Here is a 13,359-nt window from a genome sequence, read left to right on the forward strand (position 1 = left end):
CCCCTTTGAGTCCCACCCGACCGCGACCGCCCCGCACCTCACGCCTCCCCAGCCTCGCGGGCGGTTCGCGGTCGCCTACGGCGACCACTCACCGGCGCGCCACTGCTCCAGCGATCGCTCGTTCCTTCGACTACACTGGCCGGAACCGGTTGGAACGTGTCATCCGCTGTGGATTTCGACGGGACTCATCGCCGAAGGATAGTCTCGCTCGTCACCGAAGTTCCACGCCGCGCGCCGCGAGGAACGACTCGACCTCCTCGCGGGTCGGCAGCCCCGTCTGCGTGAACCGCTCCGTACAGTTGATCGCGGCGACCGCGGCCGCGAACCGGACGGCGTCGACGAGGGCGTCCCGACTTCGTTCCTCCGCCGACCCGCGACCCGCCGCCCTGCCATCCGCCAGGAGCCACCGGTCGATCAGGCCGGCGAGGAACGCGTCGCCCGCCCCGGTCGTGTCGACGACGTCGACGTCGAACGCGTCGATCCGGGTCGCCTCGCCGTCGACGATCGCGGTCATCCCGTCCGCGCCGTGGGTGAGGACCGCGGGACCGACCGACGCGTCCCGGACCGCCCGAAGCCGGTCGACGGCCGCCTCGCGACCACCGAAGTAGGCCGGCGCGGCGACGCCGCCGGCGACGAAGAGGTCGGCGCGGTGGAGGTAGCCGTGGACCGTCTCCGGCTCGGTCCCGCGGCCGGCGAGCTCCTCGACCGGCCCCGAGAGGTCGAAGACGAGCGCGGGCCGGTCGGGCTCCCCCATCTCGAGAACGCGGTCGAGCACCGCCCGCGCGACGCGGTCGGGCGTGTACGCCGTGAGGAAGACGACCTCGCTCGCGACGATCGAGTCGAGCGTCGCCGGATCGAGCCGGAGCTCGCGGAAGCTCTCGCCGGCGGTGACGATGGCGCGCTCGCCGTCCGGCGCGCTGAGGATCACGGAGCGCGTCGTCGGATCGTCGCCGACGCTGACGCGCGAGCCGTCGACGCCGGTCTCCGCCAGCCAGGAACGCGCCAGGTCGCCGTACTCGTCGTCGCCGACCCGGCTGACGAGTCCGACCTCGCGGCCGAGCCGGTCGAGCCCGGCCGCGACGTTCGCGCCGACCCCGCCCGGCGCGGTCTCGACCTCGCTGGCGTACGCGCCGCCGTCGGGCTCCGGGAGGTTCGAGACGGCGTACCACTCGTCGACCGCGGCCGCGCCGACGGCGGTGACGCGGGGCGGGTCGCGGTCGTCTCCTGGCGCCACCGTCACGCCCCGAAGAAGGACTCGTGGACCGCCATCGCGGCCTCGGTCGCGATCGGTCCCTCGACGACGGTGTCGCCGTCGGCTCGGCGGATCACCTCGTCGGCAGGGATCGGGATCCCGCCGCCGGTGAGCTCGTGGAGGGTCTCGCCCGCGACTCCGAAGACGACGCGGTCGATCCCGGCGTAGTGGATCGCGGCGGTACACATCGGACACGGCTCGGTGCTCGCGTACATCGTACAGTCGGCCAGCTCCTCGGACGAGAGCGCGCTGCCGGCCCACCGCGCCAGTTTCAGCTCCGGGTGCGCGGAGACGTCGTCGTCGGTTCGGGTCGTGTTCCTCGCCTCCCGCCGCACCTCGCCGTCGACGGCCAACAGCGCCCCGAACGGGGTGTTCCCGGCCTCGACCGCCTCCTCGGCGAGCTCGATCGTCCGCGTGACGTGGTCCTGATCGGTCGGCATGTCCGTCCCTTCGGCCCTCGGAACCTAACGTTTCCCGTCGCCGGCGGGGGCGTCGGTGGGAGCGTCGCCGTCGGTGGGGGCGTTCTCGGTCGAGGGGGCGTTCTCGGCGGAGGCGTCGGCCGCGGCGTCCTCGTCGTCTCCCGCCCGTTCGGGAGCCGCCCGTCGGACCTCCCGGAGCTTGTCGACCGCGTCGTCGGTCGCGGTCGACCGCGTCTCGGTGACGGCTCCCGGATCGAGGCGATCGGCGGCGCCCGCGTCCGGGTCGTCCGGCGCCGATCCCGCCGTCCCGTCGTCGGGCGCGTCGTTCGCGTCTTCCGCCTCCGAGCCGCCGAGGAGGCCGGCTATCCACTCGCGGAGTGCCGTGAGGAGTCCCATGGTCAGTAGTTCCGGAACAACAGCGCCCGCACGTCGTCCTTGGTGCGGGCCGTCTCGACGCTTCCGTCGGGCAGTTCCACCTCGTAGCGCACGTCGCCGTCGCCCTCCCGCCACTTGTCGTCGTGGGTGTCGAGCAGGCTCATCATCGCGTTCAGTTGCCCGGCGCCGCCGTCGTCGGCCTCCGACGTGTCGCCGTCCCCGCCGTCATCGTCGGGTTCGGCTTCGGCGTCGTCGCTTTCGCCTCCAGCGATCTCCTCGCTTGCGGTCTCGGCGTTCACCGTCCCGTCGTCCTCCCCGTTTCCGGCGGGCACCTCCACGTCGACGCGGGCGAAGGGGTCGGCCGCCAGCTCGGCGGCCGCGTCGAGGATCGACTCGACGAGCTCTTCCTTGGTCATGTCGCTGCGGCCCGAGACGTCGAACGCGGCGGCGAGCGAGTACAGGTCCGACCGGTCGGCGTCCTCGGGGTCGCCGTGTCGACGGTTGCGCTCCTCGAGCACCCCTCGGGCCGCCTCCCGGTCGAACGGTGACCGATCCGCGTCGCCGTCGCCGCGCTCGTCCGAGCCGGCCGGCGGGCCGCCGCCCCGATCGAGATCGGCCGACCGGTCCGGGTCGTCGACGGCGTCGGCGAGGTCGAGCAGGTACGCGAGCACTCCCTCGGTGCCGACCGTCGCGTACGGACCGGCGTGTCGGTCCGCCAGTTCCTCGCGCAGGCGCTCGATGCGTTCTCGGTGGTCGTCGGTGATCTCGATCGGTGGCATTCGTTACTCCTCTCGGTCCGTTTCTTCCTCGTCGTCCGCTTCGTCATCCCCGGCCGCTTCCTCGTCGTCTGTCCCTTTCCCTTCGATCGCTTCGTCGTCGCCCGCTTCGTCGTCGCCCGCTTCTTCGTCTTCGTCGCCTACTTCTTCTTCATCGTCCGTTTCCTCCCGCTCGTCGACGTTCCTGCCGAAGCGTTCGAGCGCCTCCTCCCAGCTCTCGACGAGACGGGGTTCGCCGGAGTGGTCGACCTCGACGCCGGCGTAGCCGCAGGCGTCGCAGCCGACGGCCTCGGCCCCGCCGAGCGTGAACGTCGTCAGTTCGGATCCACAGCGCGGACACTCGGTCGACACGGTCTCTCGGGTTGACGGTGGACGCCGGCGGTGAAAAGTACGGGGGTCGGCGGGAGCGAGGGTGCTCCCCCAGCGCTCGGCTCGGGATCCTCCCGAACGGAACCGGTATCCGAACCGGTACTAATATATTAACTCGTTCTGTAGTTGTGTTTGTAATGGGAGTGAACGGGAGGGACCTTCTCGGCGTGCTGGAAAGCGACACGGACACGATCACGAACGCGGTGGCGACCGGGCGGATCGATCTCGACGACCTGGATCGGTTCGTGGAGCGCGTCGAGCGGGGGGAGCTCGAGGCGGACCGCGGCGTCGACGAGGTCGTCTGGATCGTCGGGTCGCTGCTGCGCGGCGACGCCGGCGGCTGGGAGGAGATGGAGCCGGCGAGCTGAGGCTCACGGTCGTGAACGCGGGACGCGCCCTCACCTCGGCCGGAGCGGTCGCGGCGGTCAGGACAGTTTCTTCAACGCCTCGAAGAAGTCGGACTCCGGGCCCGCGATCCGCATCGGCGGCGAGGTCCGCTCGATCGTCACCTCGACCGGTCCGGCGAGCTCCCGCGCGTTCCGCCCGTCGCTGACGACGATCGCCCCGTCGGGGGTCGACACCGAGACGACGACCGTCGCGTCGACGTCGACCACGAGCGGGGCCATCCCCTCGTCGGGAGCCATCTCGTTGACGATCAGGCCGGCGACGTCGGGGTGGACGAGCGGCCCCCGCTCGGAGAGGTTGTACGCGGTGGAGCCGGTCGGGGTCGCCACGAGGACGCCGTCGGCGTGGCCGCTCGCGTACGGCGAGCCGTCCACGCGCAGTTCGTAGTCGAGGCCGCCGCCGGGACCGCGGCGCTCGCCCTGAACGACGATCTCGTTGGCGGCGGGAACGGACTCCCAGCCGTCGGCGCGCGCGGCGAGCCTCGGGACCTCCCGGACGGCCATCGAGCCGTCACGGAACCCCTCGACCGCCGTGAGCACCGCCTCCTCGGCGGCCGCCGGCGGGACGGCGTTGAGGAACCCGACCTCCCCGAGGTTGACCCCGAGTATCGGCGTGTCGCCGGCGTTGCGCGCGACGAACAGGAACGTCCCGTCGCCGCCGACCGCGACCGCCAGGTCGCAGTCCGCGAGCGCGTCGACGGGGCGACCGTCGACGTCGAGGTCGATCGCGGTCTCCTCGTCGATCCAGACCGTCTCCCCGGCGTCCCGGACGGCGTCGCGTATCCCGGCGGCGACCGACGCGGCCTCCGGGTTTCCCTTCCGCGCCACGATCCCGACTTCCATGGCCGCGGGTTTCGCCGCACCGAGTAAAAGCGTGTGGACCTCGTCGCGGCCGCCGGAAAGGTTCAAGCCGGCGGCCCTCCTCCCCGGTACATGGCGATCCCGAACGAACGCCCCGAACCATGAGCGACGAGGAGGAGGACTGGTTCGAGCGCGCGCTGCGGGACCTCGAGGACGAGAACGAGCGCGAAGGCGAACCGGACGGTGACCGGGACGACGCCGAGGGACCGGACTCCGAGATCGAGGACGAGACGGACCCCGACGACGGCCCGGTACCCGGCTCGGGTGCCGAGACCGGCGCGGACGACGAAGCCAGCGACCCCTTCGGCGGGACCGCCGACGGGAGCGACGCCGGCACCGTCGACGACCCGTTCGGCGCAGGCGGCGGGGAGGAGTCGGCCGACGACGACCCGTTCGGGAGCGCCGCGTCCTTCGGCGACGACGATCCCTTCGGCGGTAGCGGCGGATCCTTCGGCGACGACGATCCCTTCGGCGGTGGCGGCGGCGACGGTGCGGCGGACGGGCCCGCGGGGTTCGACGAGGCGGACGCCGAGGAGTTCGAGTCGGACATCGACCGGACGGACGTGGGGATCGACGGCCTCGACGAGATGATCCTCGGCGGGGTTCCGAGCCGGTCGCTCCTGACGGTCATCGGCGGCGCCGGGACCGGGAAGACCACGTTCTCCCTCCAGTTCCTCAACGAGGCGCTCGAGTCGGACGAGCGGGGGGTGTACATCACGCTCGAGCAGAGCCGGGAGTCGATCGTCGCGACCGCCGAGGAGAAGGGGTGGCCGTTCCGGGAGTACGTGGAGGCGGGACAGCTCGCGGTCGTCTCGCTCGACCCCATCGAGATGGCGAACTCGCTGGCGTCGATCCGCAACGACCTCACCCGGCTCATCGCGGAGTTCGGCGCCGATCGACTGGTGCTCGACTCCGTCTCGCTGCTCGAGATGATGTACGACCACCCCGCCAAGCGGCGCTCGGAGGTGTTCGGGTTCACCCGCCTGCTGAAGGAGGCGGGCGTGACGACGCTTCTCACCTCCGAGGCGAGCGAGGAGACGCCGTACGCCTCGCGGTACGGCCTCGTCGAGTACCTGACCGACGGCGTGTTCGTCCTCCAGTACGTCCGCGGCTCCGACTTCCGGGAGACGCGCCTCGCCGTCGAGATCCAGAAGATCCGCGACGCGAACCACTCGCGCGAGACGAAACCCTATGAGATCACGGACGGCGGGATCTCCGTCTACCGGCAGGCGAACATCTTCTGAGGTGGAAGGTCCGTTGGGGCCCGTTCTCTACTGGAATGGACTTAGAATTCGCTTGCTAGTAGTACGGGTGTTTCGTGTGTGATCGGGGTAATAAGAATGGGGTCGTCGCTGGCGTGGTGAACATCTCCAAAGCCCCAGTCGCGAGGACTCGATGCGCTCGCTGTGCTCCTCGGTCGCTCGTTTCACTCGCTCCCTGCGGTGCTTGCGTCGCGCGTCTTCGCCCTCGCGATTGCCCCTTTGAGTCCTGCCCCTCCCGATCGCACAGCACCGCAACCGCACCTCAGGCCTCCCCAGCCTCGCGGCTCGCTCCGCTCGCCGCGTCCCTCGCGGGCGGTTCGTGCCGCTCCGCGGCACTCACCGGCGCGCCATCGCTCCGGCGATCGGTCGTTGCTTCGGCTACACTGAGCGATCCTCCGTGTGGAGTGATGGTTCAGCGTTCGGATGTACCTCCGGGAACCGAACCGGGATCGGACGTGCTCGCTCGCTTGGCGAGGTGTTCGCTTCGCTCACACCTCGCACCGTTCGCTGCGCGCGACTGAGAGGGTTCGATTCCCGTGACGTAGCCGTGGCTCGCGGGTTTGCTCGCCGCAGGTATTACCGTCCGGGAATTGAACCAGAGGAAGACGGTCCGGGCTTGCGGTCTCGCTTCGCTCGACCGTTCCGGGCTGCGACTTCCAGGGTTCAATCCCGTCCGGTGATTTCTCTCACTGGGCGTTGTTTAGACGAGAAAGTCGCTCAGTATAACTAGTGTCGTCTTGCTAGTAGCTCCGACAAAGTACCAAATTTACTAAGAAGTGAAGCGGGACAGATTGGGTGTGCAAACCAAGATCTCCCGCTTCGCAGAGATGGTTGTATCGCTCTCCAAAAAAGCCGTCGCCGGCGAGCCAGCTCCGGCATACCGACCCGGAAAAGAAGGGTATGCCGACTGGGTGATTCTTGCTGTACAAGGCTTCAAAGAGTATCTTGACCACGATTACCGGAAGCTGATGGATGTTCTGCGGGAAATGCCGAGAGTCGTTGAATCGGTTGGTTTGACGGTTGAGACGCTTCCTCACTTCTCAACCGTTTGTGCGCGGAAGCAAGCGATTCCGATGAAGCGGTGGCGAGCGATCCTTGACGGATCGGTTGAATTATACGAACTCGGAGATGTTCAAGCAATCGACGCAACCGGCGTGGATCGCGTTCAAGCAAGTCAGCATTACGCGAAGCGGACGGATTACACGTTCGAGGCGGTCAAAACCACGCTTCTCGTAGATTGTGAAACGAGCGCGATTCTAGACATACACTGTTCGATGAAACAACCGCACGATACACAGGTCGGTTTACAGGTTTTGGTGCGGAATCTCGACGATCTGACGGCTGTAGCGGCTGATAAAGGATATGACTGGGAAGCACTTCGGACGAGGTTACGTGCTGAAAGTATCACACCGTTGATTCCGCAACGCGGCCCCGGTTTCCGAGGATGGGCGAGAAACTTACTTATCCATGACGGGGCGTATAATCAGCGCTCGAACGCTGAATCGGTGTTTTTTGGCTTACGGCAGCGATACGGTGAGACGCTGTGGTCGAGAACGTGGTTCGGTCAATTCCGCGAACTTGTCATGAAATCAGCGGTGCGAAACATTGAACGCGCGATCGAGGGGGCACAACGCTGAACGCTGGCGTCTAAACAAGGCCCTCTCACTGCGTTCGAGAAATGCACCGTCCGGGAATTGAACCCGGGCTATTAGCTTGGGAAGCTAATGTCCTACCACTGGACCAACGGTGCTCGACTCGGAGTACCCGACGGCGTCACTTTAACGTAGCGTTTCGCGGGTCGGGGTGACGCTCCGCCCGCCACCGATTCCCACAGCGTTAACCCGACCGCCGGGAAGGGGCTCGCATGGACGACGCAGCCTCCGCCGAGCCGGACGCGGTCGAGCGGGTGCGGGACCGGTACGACGACCTCGCGCCGGCGCTCGCGCGGACGTGGGCAGCCGAGGAGCCGTGGCGGTTCCTCACCGACCTCACCGCGATCGGGAGCCGCATGGCCGGAAGCGACGGGGAGCGGCGGGCGGCCGAGCTCGTCGCCGACGCCTTCGAGCGCGCCGGCCTCCGCGAGGTCCGGACCGACCCGTTCGCGTTGACCGCGTGGGAGCGCGGCGGGGCGGACCTCCGGGTCACGGTTTCCGGCCGGGACGGCACCGAGCGGACCCGCGAGTTCGAGGCGCTCGCGCTCCCGTACTCGCCGGCGGAGACGGTCGAGGGCGAACTCGTCGACGTGGGATACGGCACCCCCGACGAGATCGACGACGCCGACGTGACGGGCCGGATCGCGGTCGCGTCGACGACGACGCCCTCGGAATCCCGGTTCGTCCACCGCATGGAGACGTTCGGGCACGCGCTCGCGGCGGGCGCGGTCGGGTTCGTCTTCGTCAACCACCTCGAGGGGCAGCTCCCCCCGACGGGCTCGCTCACGTTCGGCCAGGAGGCGGCGGCCCCGGCGGTCGGCGTCTCCGCGGAGACCGGCGACTGGCTCCGCGAGTACGCCGCGAACGCCGAGGGCCCGGTCGCGAGCGTCGAACTGGGGGTCGAGGCATCGTTCCGGCCCGCGGAGTCGCGGAACGTGATCGGGCGGGCCGGCCCCGACACCGACGAGCGGCTCCTCCTCTTGGCCCACTACGACGGCCACGACATCGCGGAGGCGGCGCTCGACAACGGCTGCGGGGTCGCCACGGTCGTGACCGCCGCGGGAGTGCTGGCGGAGGCCGATCTCCCGATCGGCGTCGACGTCGTCGCGGTCGGCTGCGAGGAGGTCGGGCTGCTCGGCGCGGAGCGGCTGGCGGAGACGACCGACCTCGGTTCGGTCCGCGGCGTGGTGAACGTCGACGGCGCGGGGCGGTTCCGCGACCTGCGGGCGCTGACGCACACCTCCGAGACGGCCCGATCGGTCGCGACGGCGGTGTCGACGGCGACCCGACACCCGATCGAGGTGGATCCGGACCCGCATCCGTTCTCCGACCAGTGGCCCTTCGTCCGACGGGGCGTGCCCGCGCTCCAGCTCCACAGCGACTCCGGCGAGCGCGGCCGCGGCTGGGGGCACACCCACGCGGACACCCGCGACAAGGTGGACGACCGGAACCTGCGGGAACACGGCATGCTGACGGCGCTGCTCGTCGCCGAGTTCGCGGCGGCGGAGCGGGACCCCGCCCGGCTCGAGACGGACGCGCTCGTCGAGGCGTTCCGCGCGACCGAGTTTGAGACGGGGATGCGCGCGGCCGACCTCTGGCCGGCGGCGTGGGAGTGACCGGGGTTGTGGGAGTGAACGACGGAACGAGATGAGGCGGCGGGACGCGTCACGCCGACCCGCCGCGGTCCGGCATCGGCGGCGGCGTCCGTTTGTGTTCGGTCGCCCGGTGGCGTTCGAGGAGGTCGTCGACCGTCTCGCGGTCGAGGCCGAGCCGCGCGGCGACCGTGCCGGCCTCGACGCCCTCGTCGACCGCGAGCCGTAACACGGAGTCGACGACGTCGTAGTCGGCTCCGAGGTCGTCGGCGTCGCGCTGGCCGGCGAGCAGCCCGGCGGTCGGCGGCTTCTCGAGGACGAATCCGGGGACCTCGAGCGTCTCGGCGAGGGCCCGGACCTCGGTCTTGTAGAGGTGGCCGAGGGGCAGGAGGTCGGCCGCCCCGTCGCCGTGTTTCGTCAGGTAGCCGAGCAGGCGCTCGCTCCGGTTCGTCGTCCCGCAGACGAGCCGGCCGGTCGCGTTGGCGGCGAGGTACGCCAGCGTCATGCGCAGGCGTGCGGTCGCGTTCCCGACGAGCGTCGGCTCGTCGTGGAGGCCGAACCGGTCGGGCGCGACGCTCCCGAACTGCGCGAGGAGCGGCTGGAGGTGGACGGTGTCGTGGTCGATCCCGAGCGCCTCCGCGAGCCCCTCCGCGTCCCGCGCGTGGTGGGCGCCGATCTTGTTACACGGGAGGATCAGCCCGTAGACGCGGTCGGAACCGAGCGCCTCGACCGCGATCGCGGCGGCGACCGTCGAGTCGAGCCCGCCGCTCATGTTGATCACGACGCCGTCGGCGTCCGCCGCCGAGACCGTCTCGCGAACGAACGAGACGGCGCGTTCGAGCTCCGCGTCCGGATCGTCGACAGCGGCGGCGTCGGCGGGAGTCGACTCGGTGGCCCCGTCCTCGCGACGGGCGGCCGGATCGCGGCCGGTTCCGGGTCGGGTGGCCGTGTACGGATCGCCGCCGTCCCGCGTCCCCGCCCCCGGATCGCTGCGTGTGGAGGTGTCCATGGCGTCTCGCCGTCCCGAACGGACGCGTAAATACGCTCCGTAGGTATTGTTTAAGGGCGTTCGGCGGAGGAGCGCGGCGATCGGCCGACCCGGCGCGTCCCGTGACCGGGCGGTCGATCAGGAACCGGAGGACGCCGGCCGGATGCCGACGAAAGCCGCCCGTTCGGACGCGAAAAACCACACGTTCGTCCTGCCGAAGTGTTTTGATAACCGATCGTAAAGAAGATCTCGGTACTAAGAGTAAATACAAGTATATTAGGTGTTTATAACCAAACGCTTATACAAGAATATTCGCTATCGTAGCGTATGTCTGGGATACAGCTGAGTTCGAGTCAGGAACGGATACTCACGTCGCTCGTGAACCTCGTCGACGACGAGGAGGGCGTCGTCTGTGGCCGGCGGATAGCCGACGACATCGACCGGAACCCCGGAACCGTTCGCAACCGCATGCGGAGCCTCCGCTCGCTCCAGTTGGTCGAGGGCGTTCCCGGTCCCGACGGCGGATACACCCCGACTCGGCGCGCCTACGAGACGCTCGACCTGGACCGGATGGAGGAGGCCGAGCCGGTGCCGGTCGTCCACGACGGCTCGCCGGTCGACGGGATCACCGTCCGCGAGATCGAGCTCTCGAGCGTCAACAACCCCGAACTCTGCCGCGCGGAGGTCGTGTTGTGCGGGTCCGCACGGCCCTTCGCGCGGGGCGACCGGGTGACCGTGGGACCGACGCCGGCCTCGGGACTCCGCGTCTCCGGGGTCGTCGACGCCGCCGACGTCGACGGCGACACCCTCATGGTGCGCGTCGAGTCGATGGAGACGGTCGCCGACCCGACGGGGACGACCGCGGGCTCGATGGGCGGGCGGTCGGCGAGCGACTGAGACACCTCGAGCCGCTCACGGTATCGCCGATCCGGGCCCGGACTCGCCGATCCGGTCCCGGATCGCGCGGGTCGTCGCGGCGATCCGGCGGGCGTCGCGGTGTCGCTCGTCGAACGCGGCGACCGCGCTCGCGGCGGCCTCCTCGTCCACCGCGAAGTCGACGCCGTCGTACGCGACGTTCCACAGCACGAGCGGCTCCGGCGCGGCGGGGCCGACGCCGTACTCGCCGGGGACCGGCTCGTCGGCGAGGAGGCGGTCGAGGAGCGTCGGGTCCGCGGTCCCCCGCCCGACGGCCTCGGCCGCGCCGACGAGCCGCCGAACGAGCGCCCGCGGGAAGCCGTCGGCGACCGCCTCGACGACGAGGAACTCACCCTCCCGCGTCGCGTTCGTCCGGAGGTCGCGGACCGTTCCGTCGTCGTCGCTCGTGAGGTTGTGGAAGTCGTGCGCGCCCGAGAGCCGCGCGAGCGCGTCGTGAACCGCGCCGTCGTCGAGCGCGCGGTCGCCCGGCCGGTCGATCCGGATCGGATCCGTCGGCGCGTACAGGTAGTAGCGGTACGTCCGCCGGACCGCGTCGTGGGTGGCGTGGAACCCCGAACCGACGTCGGCGGCCGCCCAGACCCGGATCGATCCGGGGAGCCGGCCGTTGAACGCCCGCGGCGTGAGCCACGCGGGGGCCTCGAACGCGACGGTCTGGGCGACCGCCGAGACGCCGGCGTCCGTCCGGCCCGCCGCGGCGTAGCCCGGCGGCGTCGCGTGGGTCGGCCCGTCGCCGCGCTCGAGGAGTCCGTGCGCCGAGAGCGCGGCGAGCAGCGTGCCCTCGACGGTTTCGGCGTGCGGCTGGCGCTGGAACCCGGCGTACGCGCGGCCGTCGTACGCCACTCGGAACGCCCGGATCACGCCTCGTCGTCGGCCATCGGGACCGTGACGACCGGCACCGACGACGTGCGGACGACCTTCTCCGTGACGCTGCCGAGGAGGACGCGCTGGATCCCCGTCCGCGTGTGGGTCGGCATCACCACGACGTCCGCGCCGGTGTCCGCGATCGCGTTCTCGATCACCCGAAGCGGGTCGCCGTGGATCACGCTGCCGACGGCGTCGATCCCGGCCGCCTCGAGCTCCTCGGTCACCGTCTCCACGCGTCGTTCCGCGCTCTTCTCGACCCGCTCCGAGAACGCGCCGGCCCGCGGTCCCGCGAGCGTGTGCTCGAGCGTGTCGACCGCGCTCACGACGTGGACCGTCGCGCCGTAGCGCTCCGCGAGGCTCCGGGCGTGCGGCACCGCGTCGTTCGCGGCGCTGCCCGGCGCGACCGGCAGGAGGATGTCGTCGTACACGGTCGGGGATGGACCCGCCGGGCGCAAAACGCTACCGGCGGATGGGTAGCGTTTTCCGACCGGACGACCTCCCTCGGGGCATGGCACGAGACGTCCACGACCCGGACAACCCGCAGGTGACGCTTCACACGAACCACGGCGACGTCGTGATCGAGCTGTTCGCCGACCGCGCGCCGCGGACGGTCGAGAACTTCCTCGGGCTGGCCCGCCACGACCCCGCCGCCGACGCCGACCCCGCCCGCGACACCAACACGTGGGAGGACCCCGAGACCGGCGAGGTCCGCGGCGACTCGCTGTACGAGGGGAACGTCTTCCACCGCGTCATCGACGACTTCATGATCCAGGGCGGCGACCCGCTGGAGTCCGGCCGCGGCGGTCCCGGCTACCAGTTCGACGACGAGTTCCACGACGAGTTGACCCACGACGCCCCCGGCATCCTCTCGATGGCCAACTCCGGACCGAACACCAACGGCTCGCAGTTCTTCATCACGCTCGACGCCACCCCGCACCTCGACGGCAAACACGCCGTCTTCGGCCAGGTGATCGAGGGGATGGACGTCGTCGAGGAGATCGGCTCGGTCCCGACCGGCCGCAACGACGAGCCGCGCGACGCGGTCTCGATCGACCGCGTCACGGTCGAGGAGTAGCGACCGCGGTCAGTACAGGTTCACGGCAGCGATCCCCGTCCCTACGGTCGCGAAGGCGACGCTGCTCCGGAGAGGATACCTCCAAGACTCCCCACGACCGCGAGATAGATCGCGATAAGCGTCGCTTGAATGCCGACTAACACCGCCGCCAGGTTTAGCTCCGTATCGCTCATACGGTGACCGTCTTCTCCGTTCCCGTAATTCGTTGTGTTCCATCCGTCGTCGCGATCAATACAGCCGAAGGAGTGAGCGATCGCGGTGGCGCGCCTCCGAGTGCCCCGAAGGGGCACGAGGAGCCCGCGAGGGACGCGGCGAGCGTAGCGAGGTACGAACGAAGTGAGTACCTCGATAAGCGAGCGGCGAAGCCGCGAGCCGCGAGCCGCGAGGCTGGGGAGGCGTGAGGTGCGGTGCTGGGCAGTGTGGGGTGGGACTCAAAGGGGCAGTCGCGAGGAGGCCGTAAGCGACGCAAGCACCGCAACGAGGAAGCGAGTAAAACGAGCGACCCAGTGAGGAGCGCAGCGAGCGTACGGCCTC

At 69.9% G+C, this 13,359-nt stretch carries 16 protein-coding genes and 1 tRNA gene; 6 read left to right on the top strand and 11 right to left on the bottom strand.

What is annotated here, in order from left to right:
• Positions 1–211: 211 nt before the first annotated feature.
• From DJ70_RS06645 to DJ70_RS17765, 5 genes are read right to left on the bottom strand one after another with little or no spacing between them, the layout of a single operon-like run.
• Positions 212–1,234 carry a carbohydrate kinase family protein gene (locus tag DJ70_RS06645; RefSeq protein WP_245810736.1) on the bottom strand — a complete coding sequence of 341 codons (1,023 nt, stop codon included), beginning with the start codon at positions 1,232–1,234 and terminating at the stop codon, positions 212–214.
• Between the two features lie 2 nt (positions 1,235–1,236).
• Positions 1,237–1,692, bottom strand: coding sequence for a nucleoside deaminase (locus DJ70_RS06650; protein WP_094531297.1), 456 nt, complete (start codon positions 1,690–1,692; stop codon positions 1,237–1,239).
• Between the two features lie 24 nt (positions 1,693–1,716).
• On the bottom strand, positions 1,717–2,067 hold the full coding sequence (locus DJ70_RS06655; protein ID WP_094531299.1) for a hypothetical protein: 351 nt from the start codon (positions 2,065–2,067) through the stop codon (positions 1,717–1,719).
• A gap of 2 nt (positions 2,068–2,069) precedes the next feature.
• Entirely contained in the window at positions 2,070–2,825 is a 756-nt protein-coding gene (locus DJ70_RS06660; RefSeq protein WP_094531301.1) for a hypothetical protein, read from the bottom strand.
• A gap of 3 nt (positions 2,826–2,828) precedes the next feature.
• A complete protein-coding gene (locus DJ70_RS17765; RefSeq protein ID WP_094531303.1) occupies positions 2,829–3,173 on the bottom strand; it encodes a TFIIB-type zinc ribbon-containing protein in 345 nt (114 codons plus the stop codon).
• A 155-nt stretch (positions 3,174–3,328) separates the two neighbouring features.
• Between DJ70_RS17765 and DJ70_RS06670 the strand changes: the two genes are divergently transcribed.
• On the top strand, positions 3,329–3,559 hold the full coding sequence (locus DJ70_RS06670; RefSeq protein ID WP_094531304.1) for a hypothetical protein: 231 nt from the start codon (positions 3,329–3,331) through the stop codon (positions 3,557–3,559).
• A 57-nt stretch (positions 3,560–3,616) separates the two neighbouring features.
• On the opposite strand, the gene DJ70_RS06675 is transcribed toward DJ70_RS06670, so the two are convergent.
• The gene (locus DJ70_RS06675) at positions 3,617–4,438 is read right to left on the bottom strand and encodes an NAD(+)/NADH kinase (RefSeq protein ID WP_094531306.1); all 822 of its coding nucleotides are present in this window, start codon (positions 4,436–4,438) and stop codon (positions 3,617–3,619) included.
• Positions 4,439–4,557: 119 nt separating this feature from the next.
• On the opposite strand from DJ70_RS06675, the gene DJ70_RS06680 reads away from it, so the two are divergent.
• Positions 4,558–5,700: a KaiC domain-containing protein gene (locus DJ70_RS06680; protein ID WP_094531307.1), complete on the top strand. Its 1,143-nt coding sequence runs from the start codon at positions 4,558–4,560 to the stop codon at positions 5,698–5,700.
• Positions 5,701–6,494: 794 nt separating this feature from the next.
• Positions 6,495–7,355, top strand: coding sequence for an IS5 family transposase (locus DJ70_RS06685; RefSeq protein WP_094531309.1), 861 nt, complete (start codon positions 6,495–6,497; stop codon positions 7,353–7,355).
• Between the two features lie 42 nt (positions 7,356–7,397).
• Here the strand turns inward: DJ70_RS06685 and DJ70_RS06690 are convergent.
• Positions 7,398–7,468 (bottom strand) — tRNA-Gly (locus DJ70_RS06690).
• Between the two features lie 114 nt (positions 7,469–7,582).
• Here DJ70_RS06690 and DJ70_RS06695 point away from each other — a divergent pair.
• Positions 7,583–8,986 (top strand): M28 family metallopeptidase, encoded by a 1,404-nt coding sequence (locus DJ70_RS06695; RefSeq protein ID WP_094531311.1) that lies wholly within the window; start codon positions 7,583–7,585, stop codon positions 8,984–8,986.
• 49 nt (positions 8,987–9,035) lie between these two features.
• Here the strand turns inward: DJ70_RS06695 and DJ70_RS06700 are convergent, their stop codons facing one another.
• Positions 9,036–9,971, bottom strand: a complete 936-nt coding sequence (locus tag DJ70_RS06700; RefSeq protein ID WP_094531313.1) for an NAD+ synthase — start codon at positions 9,969–9,971, stop codon at positions 9,036–9,038.
• 306 nt (positions 9,972–10,277) lie between these two features.
• Here DJ70_RS06700 and DJ70_RS06705 point away from each other — a divergent pair, with 306 nt between their 5' ends.
• Positions 10,278–10,847 (top strand): Rrf2 family transcriptional regulator, encoded by a 570-nt coding sequence (locus DJ70_RS06705; protein WP_094531315.1) that lies wholly within the window; start codon positions 10,278–10,280, stop codon positions 10,845–10,847.
• Between the two features lie 15 nt (positions 10,848–10,862).
• On the opposite strand, the gene truA is transcribed toward DJ70_RS06705, so the two are convergent.
• Together truA and DJ70_RS06715 are read right to left on the bottom strand one after the other, a co-directional pair.
• Positions 10,863–11,741: a tRNA pseudouridine(38-40) synthase TruA gene (gene truA / locus DJ70_RS06710; protein ID WP_094531354.1), complete on the bottom strand. Its 879-nt coding sequence runs from the start codon at positions 11,739–11,741 to the stop codon at positions 10,863–10,865.
• Entirely contained in the window at positions 11,741–12,178 is a 438-nt protein-coding gene (locus tag DJ70_RS06715) for a universal stress protein (protein WP_094531317.1), read from the bottom strand. Before DJ70_RS06715 ends, truA begins: the two co-directional genes overlap by 1 nt.
• A gap of 80 nt (positions 12,179–12,258) precedes the next feature.
• Here DJ70_RS06715 and DJ70_RS06720 point away from each other — a divergent pair, with 80 nt between their 5' ends.
• Entirely contained in the window at positions 12,259–12,825 is a 567-nt protein-coding gene (locus tag DJ70_RS06720) for a peptidylprolyl isomerase (protein ID WP_094531319.1), read from the top strand.
• 41 nt (positions 12,826–12,866) lie between these two features.
• Here the strand turns inward: DJ70_RS06720 and DJ70_RS17935 are convergent, their stop codons facing one another.
• Positions 12,867–12,998 (bottom strand): hypothetical protein, encoded by a 132-nt coding sequence (locus tag DJ70_RS17935; protein ID WP_275542350.1) that lies wholly within the window; start codon positions 12,996–12,998, stop codon positions 12,867–12,869.
• Between the last annotated feature and the right edge of the window lie 361 nt (positions 12,999–13,359).

Origin of the sequence: Halorubrum halodurans (assembly GCF_002252985.1) — an archaeon.
Classification (GTDB): domain Archaea; phylum Halobacteriota; class Halobacteria; order Halobacteriales; family Haloferacaceae; genus Halorubrum; species Halorubrum halodurans.

What these genes read in the sequence shown, in the direction of transcription:
- DJ70_RS06675 (WP_094531306.1), bottom strand. Translation starts at nt 4,438, where the DNA reads ATGGAAGTCGGGATCGTGGCGCGGAAGGGAAACCCGGAGGCCGCGTCG.
- DJ70_RS06695 (WP_094531311.1), top strand. Translation starts at nt 7,583, where the DNA reads ATGGACGACGCAGCCTCCGCCGAGCCGGACGCGGTCGAGCGGGTGCGG.
- DJ70_RS06700 (WP_094531313.1), bottom strand. Translation starts at nt 9,971, where the DNA reads ATGGACACCTCCACACGCAGCGATCCGGGGGCGGGGACGCGGGACGGC.
- DJ70_RS06660 (WP_094531301.1), bottom strand. Translation starts at nt 2,825, where the DNA reads ATGCCACCGATCGAGATCACCGACGACCACCGAGAACGCATCGAGCGC.
- DJ70_RS06720 (WP_094531319.1), top strand. Translation starts at nt 12,259, where the DNA reads ATGGCACGAGACGTCCACGACCCGGACAACCCGCAGGTGACGCTTCAC.
- DJ70_RS06680 (WP_094531307.1), top strand. Translation starts at nt 4,558, where the DNA reads ATGAGCGACGAGGAGGAGGACTGGTTCGAGCGCGCGCTGCGGGACCTC.
- DJ70_RS06705 (WP_094531315.1), top strand. Translation starts at nt 10,278, where the DNA reads ATGTCTGGGATACAGCTGAGTTCGAGTCAGGAACGGATACTCACGTCG.
- DJ70_RS06655 (WP_094531299.1), bottom strand. Translation starts at nt 2,067, where the DNA reads ATGGGACTCCTCACGGCACTCCGCGAGTGGATAGCCGGCCTCCTCGGC.
- DJ70_RS06650 (WP_094531297.1), bottom strand. Translation starts at nt 1,692, where the DNA reads ATGCCGACCGATCAGGACCACGTCACGCGGACGATCGAGCTCGCCGAG.
- DJ70_RS06670 (WP_094531304.1), top strand. Translation starts at nt 3,329, where the DNA reads ATGGGAGTGAACGGGAGGGACCTTCTCGGCGTGCTGGAAAGCGACACG.
- DJ70_RS17935 (WP_275542350.1), bottom strand. Translation starts at nt 12,998, where the DNA reads ATGAGCGATACGGAGCTAAACCTGGCGGCGGTGTTAGTCGGCATTCAA.